We start from the raw sequence: 14,938 nt of genomic DNA, 5'->3' as shown, positions 1-14,938 counted from the left end.
AAAATGGAGCGCCACGATGTCCTCCTCCCCCCAACCCACCTGGCCCTACCCGCACAAAGCCTGCCTCGCCCTGGCCTTCGACCTCGATGGCCCGACGGGCGATGCGATGCTCAACGGTTCGATCTGGCGCAAGCCCGAGTACTTCGGTTTCGGCGGTTATGGTCCTTACCGGGCCTTGCCGCGGATTCTGGATTTGCTCGACGAATACCGGATCCCGACGACGTTTTTCGTCCCGGCCTGGGTCGTGGAAAACTGGCCGAAACAGTGCCAGGCGATTGTCGAGCGCGGGCATGAGGTGGCGTACCACGGCTACAAACACGAATCCTTTTACGCCCTGGCGCTGGAACAGCAAAAGGACGTGATGAACAAATCCCGCGAGGTGTTCTGGAAACACCTGAACATCCGCGCCGAAGGTTTCCGCACCCCCTCCGGCGACTGGCGAGCCGAGACCCCGGCGATGCTGGTGGAAGCCGGCGTGACTTACTCCAGCAGCATGCGCGGCGATGACCGCCCGTACCTGGTGAAAGTGCTGGGCCATGAAACCCCGCTGGTGGAAATCCCCGGCCGCTGGGAAATGGACGACTACGCCTCCCTCGCCTACACCCGGGCGCCGGACTTCCCCTCGGGGCTGGACCGCACCGCCAGCTACGCACTGACCCTCGACAACTGGTGCCGCGAGTACGACGGCGCGATGAATGAAGGGCTGTGCCTGACCACCCTGTTCCACCCCAAGATCACCGGCAAGCCGGGGCGCATCCTGCTGCTGGAAAAACTCTTCGAACACATGCGTCAGCGCGACGACGTGTGGTTTGCCACCTGCCGCGATGTCGCCCAGTGGTGGCTCAAGGAGCATCACCATGGCTAATTCCACCGTCTGGCCCAAAGGCTACCGCTGCGCCGTGGTCCTGACCGTCGACTACAACGACATCCACGGCATCCTGACCCAGGCGCCTGAAGTCGCCGGCCGCGACAAGACGCTGTCGGTCTGGCGTTACGGCACCCAGCGCGGCGTCGAGCGGTTGCTCGGTTTGTTCGCCGAACTCGGGGTAAAAAGCAGTTGGTGCATCCCGGGTATCGTTGCCGAGGAAAACCCGCAACACCTTCGGGCAATTCAGGCCGGCGGGCATGAGATCGCCTGCGCCGGCTATCGCCACCAGAACTACGACCTGCTCGATCTGGCCGGACAAAGCGCCGAGATTGCCAAGGGTTGCGAAGCGCTCGCGGCGCTGACCGGCCAGCGTCCAAGCGGGTTTCGAATCCCGGCCGGTAACGGTGCGCCGGGCTTCATCGAGGCGCTGAGGAACCAAGGCATTCGCTGGTCTTCGTCGTGGCGCGGCGATGATTTGCCGTTCGCTCACCCCACCGCCCCCGAAGTGATCGAGCTGCCGTTGCACTACGAACTGGAAGACGAGCCCTATTTCGCCTTCAATCTCAGCCCGGCGGTGCCGCCGGCACAATCGCGAATCGCCTCTTACAGCCACACCCTGGGCAACCTGCAAATGGACTTCGCCGGGTTTCGCCGATTTGGCCTGTGTTACGTGCTGCGCCTGCACCCGGAAATCATTGCCACGCCGGGGCGAATTGGCGTGTTGCGTGAATTGCTTGAGGGCATGCAGCAGCACGATGACGTGTGGATCGCCACGGCCGGCGAGGTCGCGCAATGGTGGGCCGATCCGGCAGTCCCCGTGACCGAGGATCATCCGGCATCGGTGTATGAGCGGCATTACCGGGATTACCTCGTATGACTGAACGCATGCAGCGACTCGCGCAGTTTTGCGTCGACACGCGCTTTGAAGATTTGCCACCGGCCCTGGTGGCGCAAGCCAAACGACACATCCTCGACACCTTCGGCGTGACATTGGCCGGGGCTGACAGCGAAGTGGCGAAACAGGCGCGTCAGGTATTCGCAAGTGAAGCCGGTGACACCCTGGTCTGGGGCACTGATCTGCGCATGGGCGCCGCTCAGGCCGCGATCCTCAATGGCATCGCCGCCCATGCCCTGGAACTGGACGACACCGGGGGCTGCGACCACTCCGGCGCGGTGGTGCTGCCGGCGGTGATGGCTGCGGTGTCGATGCAGACCGAACCGGTCAACGGCCGCGAGTTGATTACCGCCGTGGTGATTGGCTACGACGTCAGCCGTCGCGTGCTCGAAGCCTGCGGCGGCTATTCGGCGCACAACGGCGCGGGCTGGCATTCGACCGCGACCTGCGGGGTCTTCGGCGCCGCAGCGGCGAGCGCGCGGATCCTTGGACTGGACACCGCGCAAACCGTGTCGGCACTGGGCATCGCTGGAAGTTTCAGCGGTGGGCTGTGGGCCTTCATCCACGACGGCTCGCAGAGTAAAAAGCTGCACAGCGGTCGAGCGGCCGAAGGTGGATTGCTGGCAGCGCGGTTTGCTCAACAAGGCATCAGCGGACCGAAAAAGTTGTTCGAGGATGTCTGGGGCGGTTTTCTCAGAACCCTGGCCGGCGTGGCCTCAGACCCGACCGCGCTCGATGCGGATCTGGGCGTCGTGTGGAAACTCGCCCGCTGCTCGATCAAGCCCTACGCCGCGTGCCGGGGGACTCATTCGGCAATCGATGCGTTGGGGTTGTTAATGGATCAACTGCAGGTCGGCGCCGATCAGATTGAAGACATCGACGTCTCGTTGTGCGGGTTTCTTCAGGACATGTGCGGTGGACAGGATGTCAGCACGCTCGCGGCGGCACAGATGAGTTTGCCCTATGCCCTCGCCGCCCGGCTGGTTCATGGTCATTGCCGGCTGGAAGCCTATGACGAGGCGCAACGGGGCGACCCTCGGATTGCTCACTGGATGGCGCGCATTCGTCTTGAAGTGGATCCGCAACTGTCAGAGGATGGCGAGCCCGTCATCTGCGTGCGGACGGTGGACGGTCGGCAGGCAAATCTTTGTGTCGACCCGCCATTGGGCGCGCCGGGGAATCCGTTGAGTGATGCGGCATTGGAGGAGAAGTTTTTCAGCTTGGCCGGGCGGGTGATGGCCCAGGAGCAGGCTGAGGAATTGCTTGAGCAATTGTGGCGGTTGGACACACTTGAATCGGTGTTTTGCCTGTGCGGGCCTCTTCGCGGGCAAGCCTCGCTCCTACAGGTCCTGCGTTGATCATGCGGACACCAACAACCTGTAGGAGCGAGGCTTGCCCGCGAATGAAGGCGACGCGGCTCCACGACGAACACTTCAAAATCTGAATAAGGACATTTGCCCCACCGTGGCCACTTACTCGCTCGTAATCCGCCGGTTGATGATCGTTTCGCTGACCATCGTCGTCAGCCGCGCCATCACCAGCCCGCTGCTCACCTTGTTCCTGAGCAACAAGCTCGGCCTCAACCAGCAGGACGTCGGTTTGCTGTTGGGCATCGCGGTGTTCATCGCCACCCTGCTCGCGCTCTATGGCGGCTACATCATCGACCGCCTCGAAAAACGTCGGCTGCTGATTCTGGCGATGCTCTCCAGCGCCATCGGCTTCGTCCTGCTGACCTTCGCCGAAAACCTCTACCTGACCACCGCCACCCTGGTCATCACCGAAACCGCCTCGGCGCTGTTCCTGATCGGCTCGAAGGCGATCCTCAGCGAAAACCTGCCGATTGGCCAACGCGCCAAGGCGTTTTCCCTGCGCTACACCCTGACCAACATCGGCTACGCCACCGGCCCGATGCTCGGCGTGGTGATTGCCGGGGTGTACCCGATTGCGCCGTTCCTGATAGCCGGCGGCATCGCGTTCTTCAGCATTTTCCTGATGATCGGCATCCCCAGGGACTCGTCGCAGACACCCCCGATCGGCCAACCCCAAAGTTTTCTCAAGACGCTGATTACTCTTAAGAACGACCGCACACTGATCATGTTCACCTGCGGTTGCCTGCTCAGCACCGTGGTCCACGGTCGATTCACCCTGTACCTGTCGCAATACCTGCTGGTGACCCATGATTCCAAACGCGCGCTGGAAACCATGGCCGCCCTGCTCGCCTGCAACGCCATCAGCGTGATCCTGCTGCAATACCAGATCGGCCGATTCCTCAAACGCGAACAGCTGCGTTACTGGATCGCCGGCGGCACCAGCCTGTTTATCGTCGGGCTGATCGGCTTCAGTCTGGCCGACAGCCTGGTGAGCTGGTGCGTGGCGATGTTCATCTTCACCCTCGGCGAAATGATCATTTACCCCGCCGAATTTCTCTTCGTCGACACCCTGGCCCCGGAAGAACTGCGCGGCAGTTACTACGGCGCACAAAACCTCGCGGCCCTCGGCGGAGCCCTGAGCCCGGTGATTTGTGGTTTCCTGCTGATGCACACACCGGCGCCCACCATGTTTTATGCCCTGAGCGCGCTGACGGCCATGGGCGGGTTCCTGTGTTTCATGAGCGGTCGCCGAGTCGCGTTACAGCAAAAATAATGCACTCAAACTGCATTAATATGAATTTGTCAGCATCGGGAATGAACGGCACACTGTGCCCCGTTCCTCCCCCAATAGTTGGAACACCTTCAAGGGCTTTCTGGGTTTCCCAGTTAAGCCTTTTTTTTTCCTGGATTTTTACCAACGGATCGTTTGCCTCATGCTCGCTCGCTGGTTACCTGCCGCCATCAACACCCGTCCTTCCGAATGGAGCCGTGCTGCCATTGGCATGTCCCTGGGCACGCTGTTCAGCGTCTGGCTGTGCGCCCAAGTGTTCGGCATGGAAGTGGCGCAACATTTGATCGGGCCATTGGGCGCATCGGCGGTGTTGCTGTTCGCGGTGTCCTCCGGCGCCCTCGCCCAGCCATGGTCGATTCTGGGCGGCTATTTGAGTGCCGGCGTCGTTGCGCTGCTGGTCGCACATGTTCTCGGCCGAACCCTTGGCAGCGCCTGCCTGGCGGCGGGCATGGCGCTGATCCTGATGTGCTGGTTGCGTTGCCTGCACCCACCGGCCGGAGCGCTGGCGTTGCTGTTGGTGCTGGCCGATCCGGCAACCATCGCGCTGGACTGGAAAGCCCTCGGCGCGGTCATGCTCGCCGCATCGACCATGCTGCTCTGCGCGCTGGCCTATAACAACCTGACGCGCATTCGCTACCCCAAGCGCGCCGCCGAACCGGTGCCCATGGTGCCGGCGGATCATCCGCCGATCGACAGCCAGGCCATCACCGCCCAGGACTTGAAACTGGCATTGGCGGACATGGAGGCGTTCTTCGATGTCACCCCGGAAGACCTGGAACAACTGATTCATATCAGTGAGTTACACGCCAAACGTCGCAGTATTAGTGAAGTGCTGCGTCATAGTTCCTGACGGCACACCTCCCTGCTCGCGAAGACGCCCTGCCCGTCAACCTCAATGTTGAATCACACAACGCCTTCGCGAGCAGGCTCGCTCTCACAGGCCCATGCAAATATGCAGAAAGCACCTGCATATATCCCGGTTGTACATCATAAATTTGCACTGGTACGATCCGGGATCGCTCGCGCGCGAGCTTCTCTATAAAGAACAATAAAAGCAGGGAGTTAGTGATGACTGCTCAGGTTTCATCGAAAGAGACTTCGTTCATGGATGCCACGCAAAACGAAGTGCTGGCCGAGGTCCGCAACCACATCGGTCACCTGACCCTCAATCGCCCCGCCGGTCTCAACGCCATTACCCTGAACATGGTCCGCCACCTGCAGCGCCAGCTCGACGCCTGGGCGCAGGATCCGCAGGTTCACGCGGTGGTCTTGCGCGGTGCCGGCGAGAAAGCGTTCTGTGCCGGCGGCGATATTCGCTCGCTGTATGACAGTTTCAAAAGCGGCGACACGTTGCACGAAGACTTCTTCGTCGAGGAATACGCCCTCGACCTCGCCATTCATCACTACTGCAAACCGGTGCTGGCCCTGATGGACGGTTTTGTCCTCGGCGGCGGCATGGGCCTGGTGCAAGGCGCTGACTTGCGCGTGGTCACGGAGAAGAGCCGTCTGGCGATGCCGGAAGTGGCCATCGGTTATTTCCCGGACGTCGGTGGCAGTCATTTCTTGCCACGGATTCCCGGTGAGCTGGGGATTTATCTGGGCGTCAGCGGCGTGCAAATCCGTGCAGCCGATGCGCTCTATTGCGGCTTGGCAGACTGGTTTCTGGAAAGCGAAAAACTCGGCGCCCTCGACGAGCAACTCGACCAGCTCGAATGGCGCGACACGCCGCTCAAGGACCTGCAAGGCCTGCTGGCGAAACTCGCGGTGCAACAACTACCCGATGCGCCATTGGAAGCGCTGCGCCCGGCCATCGATCACTTCTTCGCCCTGCCCGATGTGCCGAGTATTGTTGAGCAACTGCGTGAAGTGACGGTCGCCGACAGCCATGAATGGGCCATGACCACCGCCGGCCTGCTGGAGAGCCGTTCGCCGCTGGCGATGGGCGTGACCCTGGAAATGCTGCGCCGTGGTCGGCACTTGAGCCTCGAAGACTGTTTCGCCCTTGAGCTGCACCTGGACCGTCAGTGGTTCGCGCGCGGCGACCTGATCGAAGGCGTGCGCGCCTTGCTGATCGATAAAGACAAGCAACCACGCTGGAATCCGCCAACCTTGCAGGCGCTGGACGCCGAGCACGTCGCGAGTTTCTTCAGCGGTTTTGACCAGAGCGGGAACTGAGCCATGCACGATATCGAATTGAGCGAAGAGCAAGTCATGATCCGCGACATGGCCCGGGACTTTGCCCGCGGCGAAATCGCGCCCCATGCGCAAGCCTGGGAAAAGGCCGGCTGGATCGATGACGGTCTGGTGGCGAAGATGGGTGAACTGGGCCTGCTGGGCATGGTGGTGCCGGAAGAATGGGGCGGCACCTATGTCGACTACGTCGCCTACGCCCTGGCGGTAGAAGAGATTTCGGCCGGCGACGGCGCCACGGGCGCATTGATGAGCATCCACAATTCCGTGGGCTGCGGCCCGGTGCTCAACTACGGCACCGAAGAACAGAAACAAACCTGGTTGCCGGATCTGGCCAGCGGCCAGGCGATCAGCTGCTTCTGCCTGACCGAGCCGCAAGCCGGCTCCGAAGCGCACAACCTGCGCACCCGCGCCGAACTGCGCGACGGCCAATGGGTGATCAACGGCGCCAAGCAATTCGTCAGCAATGGCAAGCGGGCAAAACTGGCGATTGTGTTTGCCGTGACCGATCCGGACCTGGGCAAGCGCGGCATCTCGGCGTTCCTGGTGCCGACCGATACCGCCGGTTTCATCGTCGACCGCACCGAACACAAAATGGGCATTCGCGCCTCCGACACCTGCGCGGTGACTTTGAGCAACTGCACGATTCCCGAAGCCAATCTGCTGGGTGATCGCGGTAAAGGGCTGGCCATCGCCCTGTCCAACCTCGAAGGCGGCCGCATCGGCATCGCTGCCCAGGCGCTGGGCATTGCCCGGGCAGCGTTCGAAGCCGCACTGGCGTATTCGCGGGATCGGGTGCAGTTCGACAAACCGATCATCGAGCACCAGAGCATCGCGAATATGCTCGCTGACATGCACACCCGGCTAAACGCGGCGCGCTTGCTGATCCTGCATGCGGCTCGGCTGCGCAGTGCCGGCAAACCGTGCCTGTCCGAGGCTTCGCAGGCCAAGCTGTTTGCGTCGGAAATGGCCGAGAAAGTCTGCTCGTCGGCGATGCAGATTCATGGCGGGTACGGGTATCTGGAAGATTACCCGGTGGAGCGCTATTACCGGGATGCGCGGATTACGCAGATTTATGAAGGGTCGAGCGAGATACAGCGGATGGTGATTGCCCGGGAGTTGAAAAACTATCTGGTGTGAAGCTTGAAAGCTTCGCAGGCAAGCCTCGCTCCTACAGGTTATCGGTGTTCGCATGAACGACTCGTAACCCAGTAGGAGTGAGGCTTGCCCGCGAAGGCGTCGGTGAGGTCGCTACATCACTTCCCCTGGAACTGCGCCTCACGCTTGGCAATGAACGCCGCCATCCCTTCCTTCTGATCCTGCGTCGCAAACGCCGCATGGAACACCCGGCGCTCAAAGCGCACGCCTTCCGACAGGCTCACTTCAAACGCGCGGTTGACGCTTTCCTTGATCATCATCGCGATCGGCAACGACTTCTTGGCGATCAACGCGGCGACTTTCAGCGCTTCTTCCAGCAGTTCATCCGCCGGCACGATCCGCGCGACGATCCCGCAACGCTCGGCTTCTACCGCATCAATCAAACGTCCGCTCAGGCACATTTCCATGGCCTTGGCCTTGCCCACGGCGCGGGTCAGGCGCTGGGTGCCGCCCATACCCGGCAGCACGCCGAGGTTGATTTCCGGCTGGCCGAATTTCGCATTGTCGCCGGCAAGGATGAAATCGCACATCAGCGCCAGTTCACAGCCACCGCCCAGGGCGAAACCGTTGACCGCTGCAATGATCGGCTTGCGGCGGTTGGCCACGCGATCGCTGTCGCTGAACAGGTCGTCCAGATAGATCTGCGGGTAGGTCAGCTCGGCCATTTCCTTGATGTCGGCGCCGGCGGCGAAGGCTTTTTTCGAGCCGGTCAGCACGATGCAGCCGATGTTCGAATCAGCTTCCAGGCCATCGAGGGCGTGGTTCAGTTCGCTGACGATCTGCGCATTCAACGCGTTCAGCGCCTGCGGACGGTTGAGGGTGATCAGGCCTACACGACCGTGGGTTTCCAGCAAAATCGTTTCGTAACTCACAATGGACTCCTTCTTAAAGATTGCGCGAAATAACCATGCGCTGAATATCGCTGGTGCCTTCGTAGATCTGGCAAACCCGCACGTCGCGGTAGATCCGCTCCAGCGGGAAGTCGTTCAGGTAACCGTAACCGCCGAGGGTTTGCAACGCCGAGGAGCAGACCTTCTCGGCCATTTCCGAGGCGAACAGCTTGGCCATGGACGCTTCGACCAGGGCCGGTTGACCGCTGTCCCTCAATGCAGCGGCGTAATGCACCATTTGCCGGGCGACGGCGATTTGCGTCGCCATGTCTGCCAAGCGGAAGGCTACGGCTTGATGTTCGATGATCGGCTTGCCGAAACTCTCACGCTCACGGGCGTAGTCGCGGGCCGCTTCAAACGCGGCGCGGGCCATGCCCACCGATTGCGAAGCGATGCCGACGCGGCCGCCTTCAAGGTTGGCCAGGGCGATCCGGTAACCTTCGCCCTCCTCACCTAACCGGTTGGCCACCGGCACTTTGACGTCTTCGAAGAGAATCTGGCAGGTGTCGGAGGCGTGCTGACCGAGTTTGTCTTCGACCCGGGCGACTTTGTAGCCCGGCGAATCGGTCGGCACGATCAGCGCCGTGATGCCGCGCTTGCCGGCACTCGGGTCGGTCACGGCAAACACGATCACCACCCCGGCGTTCTGCCCGGACGTGATGAACTGCTTGCAGCCGTTGAGCACGTAGTGATCGCCTTCCAGACGCGCACGGGTTTTCAGGCCGCTGGCGTCGGAACCGGCCTGCGGTTCGGTCAGGGCAAAGGCGCCGAGCATCGCGCCGCTGGCCAGTGGCATGAGGAAGCGTTCTTTCTGATCGTCGTTGCCGTACTTGAGGATAGGTACGCAACCCACGGAGTTGTGCACGCTCATGATCGTCGAGCAGGCGCCGTCACCGGCGGCGATTTCTTCCAAAGCCATGGCGTAGGCCAGGTAACCGGTGTTGCAACCGCCCCACTCCTCCGGCACCAGCATGCCGAAGAAGCCCAGTTCGGCCATCTCACCGATGGCTTCCTTGGGGAAGCGGTGTTCGCGGTCCCACTCGGCGGCAAACGGTTTCAGCCGTTCCTGGGCGAATTGTCGGGCCATGTCGCGGATCTGTTGTTGGTCGTCATCGGGAATCATGGTGAATCCTTAAAAATTGAGCCTGACGCAGAACCTGTAGGAGCGAGCCTGCTCGCGAAGAGCCGTGTCAGTCGACATTAACGTTGAATGACACACCGCATTCTCGAGCAGGCTCGCTCCTACAGTGGGAATTGCGTCAACCTTAGTAAAGGCATTCCACAGCCATGGCCGTGGCTTCACCGCCGCCGATGCAGATCGCTGCAACGCCGCGTTTCAGGCCTTTCTGGCGCAGGGCCGAGAGCAAGGTCACGAGAATCCGCGCGCCAGACGCACCAATCGGGTGGCCCAGGGCGCAGGCGCCGCCGTGCACGTTGATCTTCTCGTGGGGGATTTCCAGTTTGGTCATGGTCACCAGACTGACCACCGCGAATGCTTCGTTGACTTCGAACAGCTCGACGTCGTCCACGGACCAACCGGTTTTCTTCAGCAGCTTCTTGATCGCGCCCACCGGTGCCACCGGGAACAGGCCCGGGGTATCGGCAAATGCAGCATGGCCGTGAATCACTGCCAGCGGTTTCAGACCTTGTTTCTGTGCTTCGGACCGGCGCATCAGCACCAGCGCCGCCGCACCGTCGGAAATCGAACTGGAGTTGGCCGCGGTCACCGTGCCGCCTTCGCGGAATGCCGGTTTCAGCGAAGTGATCTTGTCCAGCTTGGCTTTCGGTGGTTGTTCGTCGTTGCTGATCAGCACCTGCTCTTTTCCGACAGTCACGGTAATCGGCACGATCTCGTCCTTGAAGCTGCCGTCCTTGATCGCCTGCTGCGCGCGGGTGGTCGAGGCAATGGCGAACGCGTCCTGGGCTTCGCGGCTGAAACCGTTGGTTTCGGCGCAATCCTCGGCGAAGGTGCCCATCAGGCGGCCCTTGTCGTAGGCGTCTTCCAGACCGTCGAGGAACATGGAATCGAGCACGCGGCCATGGCCCATGCGGTAACCGCTGCGAGCGCGGTCCAGCAGGTACGGCGCGTTGGACATGCTTTCCATGCCGCCCGCGACGACCACGTCGGCGCTGCCGGCAACGAGCATGTCGTGGGCCAGAATCGCTGCTTCCATGCCCGAGCCGCACATCTTGTTAAGGGTGGTGCAGCGGGTCGATTTATCCAGCCCCGCGCCCAATGCAGCTTGCCGCGCCGGTGCCTGACCGAGCCCGGCGGGCAGTACGCAGCCAAACAGCACTTCTTCTACGGATTCAGGTTTGATACCCGCGCGTTCGACGGCAGCGCGGATCGCGGCAGCCCCCAGTTGCGGCGCGGTCAGGCTTTTCAGTTCGCCCTGGAAACCGCCCATCGGGGTGCGGACGGCGCTGACGATAACGATGGGATCGTTGGCAATAGTCATGACAAATCCTCCTTATTTAGCGGCCATGCGCAAGGCACCGTCGAGACGGATCACCTCGCCATTGAGCATGCTGTTTTCAATGATATGCCTGACCAGCGCGGCATACTCGCCCGGTTTGCCCAGACGCGGCGGAAATGGTACACCAGCCGCCAGGGACGCGCGGACTTCCGGGGTCATTCCGGCCATCATCGGGGTTTCAAAAATGCCGGGGGCGATGGTCATCACGCGGATGCCGAAGCGCGCCAGTTCACGGGCGGCGGGCAAGGTCAGGCTGACGATCGCGCCTTTGGACGCTGCATAAGCAGCCTGGCCGATCTGGCCATCGTAAGCCGCGGCTGAGGCGGTGTTGATGATCACGCCGCGTTCGCCGTCGGCATCCGCTTCGGTTTCGGCGATGGCCGCCGAAGCCAGGCGCAGCATATTGAAGCTGCCGATCAGGTTGACGTTGATCACCTGGCTGAAACTGGCCAGCGCGTGCGGGCCAGTCTTGCCGAGGATCTTCTCGCCACGCACGATGCCGGCGCAATTGACCAGACCGTTGAGACCGCCGAAGGCTTTCACCGTCGCCTGCACAGCGGCTTCGGCGGCGGCTTCGTCGCTGATGTCGGCCACTACGCTTTGCGCGCCGAGACGTTGCGCCTGGGCCGCGACCGCCTCGGCGTTCATGTCCACCAGCATCACTTTGGCGCCAGCCGCGACCAGCATTTCAGCGGTGGCCGCACCGAGGCCCGAGGCACCGCCGGTGACGAGAAAAACCTTGTTTTCGATCTGCATCATTGTGTCCTTGATTCAAGCTAAACGTTCTTCGCCGCAGCCTCTTGAGCCTTGGCGATTTCCTGGTTGCGCAAGATAAAGCGCTGCAATTTGCCGCTTGGGGTTTTCGGCAACTCGCTGACAAATTCGATTTCACGCGGGTACGAATGCGCGGCCAGACGCTTGCGCACGTGTTGACGCAGTTCTTCGGCCAGCTCCGGCGTCGGGCGGTATTGCTCGCAAATCACGACGAAGGCTTTGACCAGTTCGGTGCGCTCCGGATCGGGTTTTCCGACGACGGCGGCTTCGATCACTGACGGGTGTTCGATCAATGCACTTTCCACATCGAACGGGCCGACGCGGTAGCCGGAAGTGGTGATCACGTCATCGCTGCGCCCGACGAAGCTGATGCTGCCGTCCGGGTTCCACTCGACGGTGTCGCCACTCAGGTAGTAGTTGCCAACGAAGGCCTTGGTTGGCGCGCCTTCGTAACCGGCGAACCAGCACATCGGCGACTGGGTACGGTCGATGGCGAGGATGCCGGGCTGGCCGACGCCGAGTTCCTTGTATTCGTCGTCGAGCACCACGATGCGGTGGCCCGGCGAGGCAAAGCCGGCGGCGCCCATGTGGATCGGGTGCTCTAGGCCATGGTGATTGCACAGGACCATGCCCAGTTCGGTCTGGCCGTAATGGTCATGAATGACCACCCCGAGGTTGTCGGCGAACCAACGGATCACTTCCGGGTTCAGCGGCTCACCGGCGCTGCTGACGATGCGCAGTTTGCCCTTGATCGACTTGGCGAACTCGTCGCCACCGGCAATCAACAAGCGATAGGCCGTCGGTGACCCGGTGAGGTTGGTGATCCCGTATTTATTGATCACCCGGCAGGTGCTTTCGAGGGTGAACGGGCCATCGTAAAACGTGATCGGATGCCCCATCGCCATGGGACCGGTGACGCCGAAATAGATGCCGTAGGCCCAGCCCGGATCGGCGACGTTCCAGAACGCGTCTTCGGGGCGCAGGTCCACGGCGTCGCGGGTGTAGCTCTGGAAAGCGACAATGGCTTTGAGTGGCACCGACAGGGCTTTCGACGGGCCGGTGGTGCCCGAGGTGAACATCAGCAGGAACGGGTCTTCGCCGGTCAGCAACACCGGTTCGCACTCGGGGGAATAATTGGCCAGTTCGGCCCAGAAGCTGTAATCGCCACGGACGATGCCTTGGCCTTTCGCACCGCCGACGGTAACGATGGTCGGGCAGTCGGCGACTTCAATGAGTTTGGGGCGATTGACCGCATCGGTTACCACCACTTTGGCGCCGGAGCAGCTGAGTCGGTGTTCGATGGCTTTCGGGCCGAAGGCGGTAAACAAAGGCTGATAGACCGCGCCGATGCGCCAGGTGGCGAAGACGGTGATCAGCAATTCGATATTACGTGGCAGCAGGCCGGCGACCTTGTCGCCTTTTTTCACGCCCTGGGCCAGAAGGAAGTTGGCAAAGCGCGCGGCTTTGTCCTGCAAGTCCTTGAAGGTGTACGTGGCGCTGGCGCCGTCGCGGCCTTCCCAGAACAGCGCAATACGCCCCGGCAAGGCATGCCGGTCGCAACACTCGACGCAGGCGTTTAGGGCAGTCAGATCGCCGGCCAGGGCGGCGTCGACGGTGTGCTGATAATTGAACTGTGACGTGGCAGACAAGTAATCGCGCATTGCCAGAATCCCTGTGTATTTTTATTAGGTTGGGGGAACCGTAAAAACCACAGAAATACTCACCCCACGCGGGGCTCGGGGCAATGGTCAAAGCTATCAAGTTGTCTGACTGGTTTGGCCAAGGTAGCCAATGATCGTTCCCACGCTCTGCGCGGGAACGATCGGTATCTAGCTCGCTTCGTTAAGGATCAAACTCCGATAATGCCCAGGATTGGACCCCGACCACTTGCGAAACGCCTTGTAGAACGAACTCGCATCCGCAAACCCCAGCCGCGTGGCGATCTCGGCAAAGCTGATACTCGGCTCAGCCAGCCAGACAATGGCCAATTCCTTGCGCACGCTGTCCTTGAGCCCTTGATAGGTCTGCCCTTCCTCCGCCAGGCGCCGGCGCAAGGTCGAGGCCGACATGCACAGTTGCTGCGCCAGAGGCTCGGTCTCCGGCCACTGATCGGCGGGCAACTGGCGTAGATCATGCTTGATCCGGCTCGCCAGGCTCTCCGGGTCGCGGTACTTGACCAGAATATTCGCTGGCGCATGGGCCAGGAAGCGCTTGAGTTCTTCCGGGCTGCGCTTGATCGGCAGGTCCAGGCAATCCGCCGAGAAAATCATCCGCGTGCGGGGCCGGTCGAAACGCAGGTTCTCGGAGAACATCACCTGATAGTCATCGCAGAAATCCGGCGCCGGGCAACGTAATTCAATGGCCAGAATCGGTATCCGCCGCCCCGCCAGCCAACAGGCAACGCCGTGCACGATCATCCAGTAGGTGAAATAGGTAAAGGCCCGGCGCGGGTCCAGCTCATCTTCCAGCAACACGATCTCCGCCAGGCTTTGCTGACGAACCAGCTGCGCCGGCATGCGTTCGAGCATCAACGACAGGAAACTCAGGCCTGAGGTCAGGCCGGCTGCCAGGCTCGGCTGGATCATCGAGCTGCGGCAGAGAAACTCAAGGCTGCCGGATTTGAGCTTGCGCGGGTCCATGCCAAAAAATTCATCGTCCCCGCGCCTGGCCAGCAAGCGCCAAAGCCGTGCATACGCCGTCGCCGGAACGCGGGCATCGCTGGTTTGCAGCAGCTGCGGATCGATGCCGACCTTGTTCAATACCTCGTCGGTGGCGGCTCCGGGGGCGCAGCTTTGCAACAGGGCTTCACGCACCAGTTGGATGGCGATGGTGTCTTTTTCCGACATTGAGCGAGGTGGGCCTTGATCTTGTTTGAGTGCCGGCATCTTAGCGCACAGCGACCCAATCCTGTAGGAGCGAGCGGTGCGGCGATCTGACTTGCTCGCGAAGCAGGCGACTCGGTCTTGCCCTGATACCGAGTAATCGTTCTTCGCGGGCAAGCCTCGCTCCTACAAGGGGGGGGTGT

At 61.6% G+C, this 14,938-nt stretch carries 13 protein-coding genes; 7 read left to right on the top strand and 6 right to left on the bottom strand.

All coding sequences use genetic code 11. The annotated features are described in order from the left end of the window. The first annotated feature begins 16 nt into the window (after window positions 1–16). The 7 genes from RHP74_RS13930 (at window position 17) to RHP74_RS13900 (ending at window position 7,754) form a co-directional block, all read left to right on the top strand. A complete protein-coding gene (locus RHP74_RS13930; RefSeq protein ID WP_311100001.1) occupies window positions 17–865 on the top strand; it encodes a polysaccharide deacetylase in 849 nt (282 codons plus the stop codon). Beyond that, on the top strand, window positions 858–1,745 hold the full coding sequence (locus RHP74_RS13925) for a polysaccharide deacetylase (protein ID WP_311099999.1): 888 nt from the start codon (window positions 858–860) through the stop codon (window positions 1,743–1,745). The genes RHP74_RS13930 and RHP74_RS13925 overlap by 8 nt, the downstream gene beginning before the upstream one ends. Further along, window positions 1,742–3,121: an MmgE/PrpD family protein gene (locus RHP74_RS13920; protein ID WP_311099997.1), complete on the top strand. Its 1,380-nt coding sequence runs from the start codon at window positions 1,742–1,744 to the stop codon at window positions 3,119–3,121. The genes RHP74_RS13925 and RHP74_RS13920 overlap by 4 nt, the downstream gene beginning before the upstream one ends. 106 nt (window positions 3,122–3,227) lie before the next feature. Then, on the top strand, window positions 3,228–4,406 hold the full coding sequence (locus RHP74_RS13915) for an MFS transporter (RefSeq protein ID WP_102593775.1): 1,179 nt from the start codon (window positions 3,228–3,230) through the stop codon (window positions 4,404–4,406). Between the two features lie 160 nt (window positions 4,407–4,566). Then, a complete protein-coding gene (locus RHP74_RS13910) occupies window positions 4,567–5,274 on the top strand; it encodes an HPP family protein (RefSeq protein WP_010460040.1) in 708 nt (235 codons plus the stop codon). 218 nt (window positions 5,275–5,492) lie between these two features. Beyond that, the gene (locus tag RHP74_RS13905) at window positions 5,493–6,599 is read left to right on the top strand and encodes an enoyl-CoA hydratase/isomerase family protein (RefSeq protein WP_304817509.1); all 1,107 of its coding nucleotides are present in this window, start codon (window positions 5,493–5,495) and stop codon (window positions 6,597–6,599) included. A 3-nt stretch (window positions 6,600–6,602) separates the two neighbouring features. Further along, complete coding sequence (locus tag RHP74_RS13900) at window positions 6,603–7,754, top strand: acyl-CoA dehydrogenase family protein (protein WP_311099993.1); 1,152 nt, start codon at window positions 6,603–6,605, stop codon at window positions 7,752–7,754. A 116-nt stretch (window positions 7,755–7,870) separates the two neighbouring features. On the opposite strand, the gene RHP74_RS13895 is transcribed toward RHP74_RS13900, so the two are convergent. The 6 genes from RHP74_RS13895 to RHP74_RS13870 form a co-directional block, all read right to left on the bottom strand. Next, window positions 7,871–8,644: an enoyl-CoA hydratase gene (locus RHP74_RS13895; protein ID WP_077748383.1), complete on the bottom strand. Its 774-nt coding sequence runs from the start codon at window positions 8,642–8,644 to the stop codon at window positions 7,871–7,873. Window positions 8,645–8,657: 13 nt separating this feature from the next. Beyond that, the gene (locus RHP74_RS13890) at window positions 8,658–9,785 is read right to left on the bottom strand and encodes an acyl-CoA dehydrogenase (RefSeq protein ID WP_311099991.1); all 1,128 of its coding nucleotides are present in this window, start codon (window positions 9,783–9,785) and stop codon (window positions 8,658–8,660) included. 142 nt (window positions 9,786–9,927) lie between these two features. Beyond that, window positions 9,928–11,121 (bottom strand): acetyl-CoA C-acyltransferase, encoded by a 1,194-nt coding sequence (locus RHP74_RS13885; RefSeq protein ID WP_154504585.1) that lies wholly within the window; start codon window positions 11,119–11,121, stop codon window positions 9,928–9,930. Window positions 11,122–11,133: 12 nt separating this feature from the next. After that, a complete protein-coding gene (locus RHP74_RS13880; protein WP_083376816.1) occupies window positions 11,134–11,895 on the bottom strand; it encodes an SDR family NAD(P)-dependent oxidoreductase in 762 nt (253 codons plus the stop codon). Window positions 11,896–11,915: 20 nt separating this feature from the next. Continuing rightward, a complete protein-coding gene (locus RHP74_RS13875; protein ID WP_145307258.1) occupies window positions 11,916–13,574 on the bottom strand; it encodes an AMP-binding protein in 1,659 nt (552 codons plus the stop codon). A gap of 168 nt (window positions 13,575–13,742) precedes the next feature. Continuing rightward, entirely contained in the window at window positions 13,743–14,759 is a 1,017-nt protein-coding gene (locus RHP74_RS13870; protein ID WP_042932818.1) for an AraC family transcriptional regulator, read from the bottom strand. Window positions 14,760–14,938: the final 179 nt, after the last annotated feature.

It is taken from the genome of Pseudomonas sp. SG20052 (assembly GCF_031766055.1).
Taxonomy (GTDB): Bacteria; Pseudomonadota; Gammaproteobacteria; order Pseudomonadales; family Pseudomonadaceae; genus Aquipseudomonas; species Aquipseudomonas mandelii.
The sequence above is the reverse complement of the archived record's forward strand: the minus strand, read 5'-3'. Positions and strand labels throughout refer to the sequence as shown.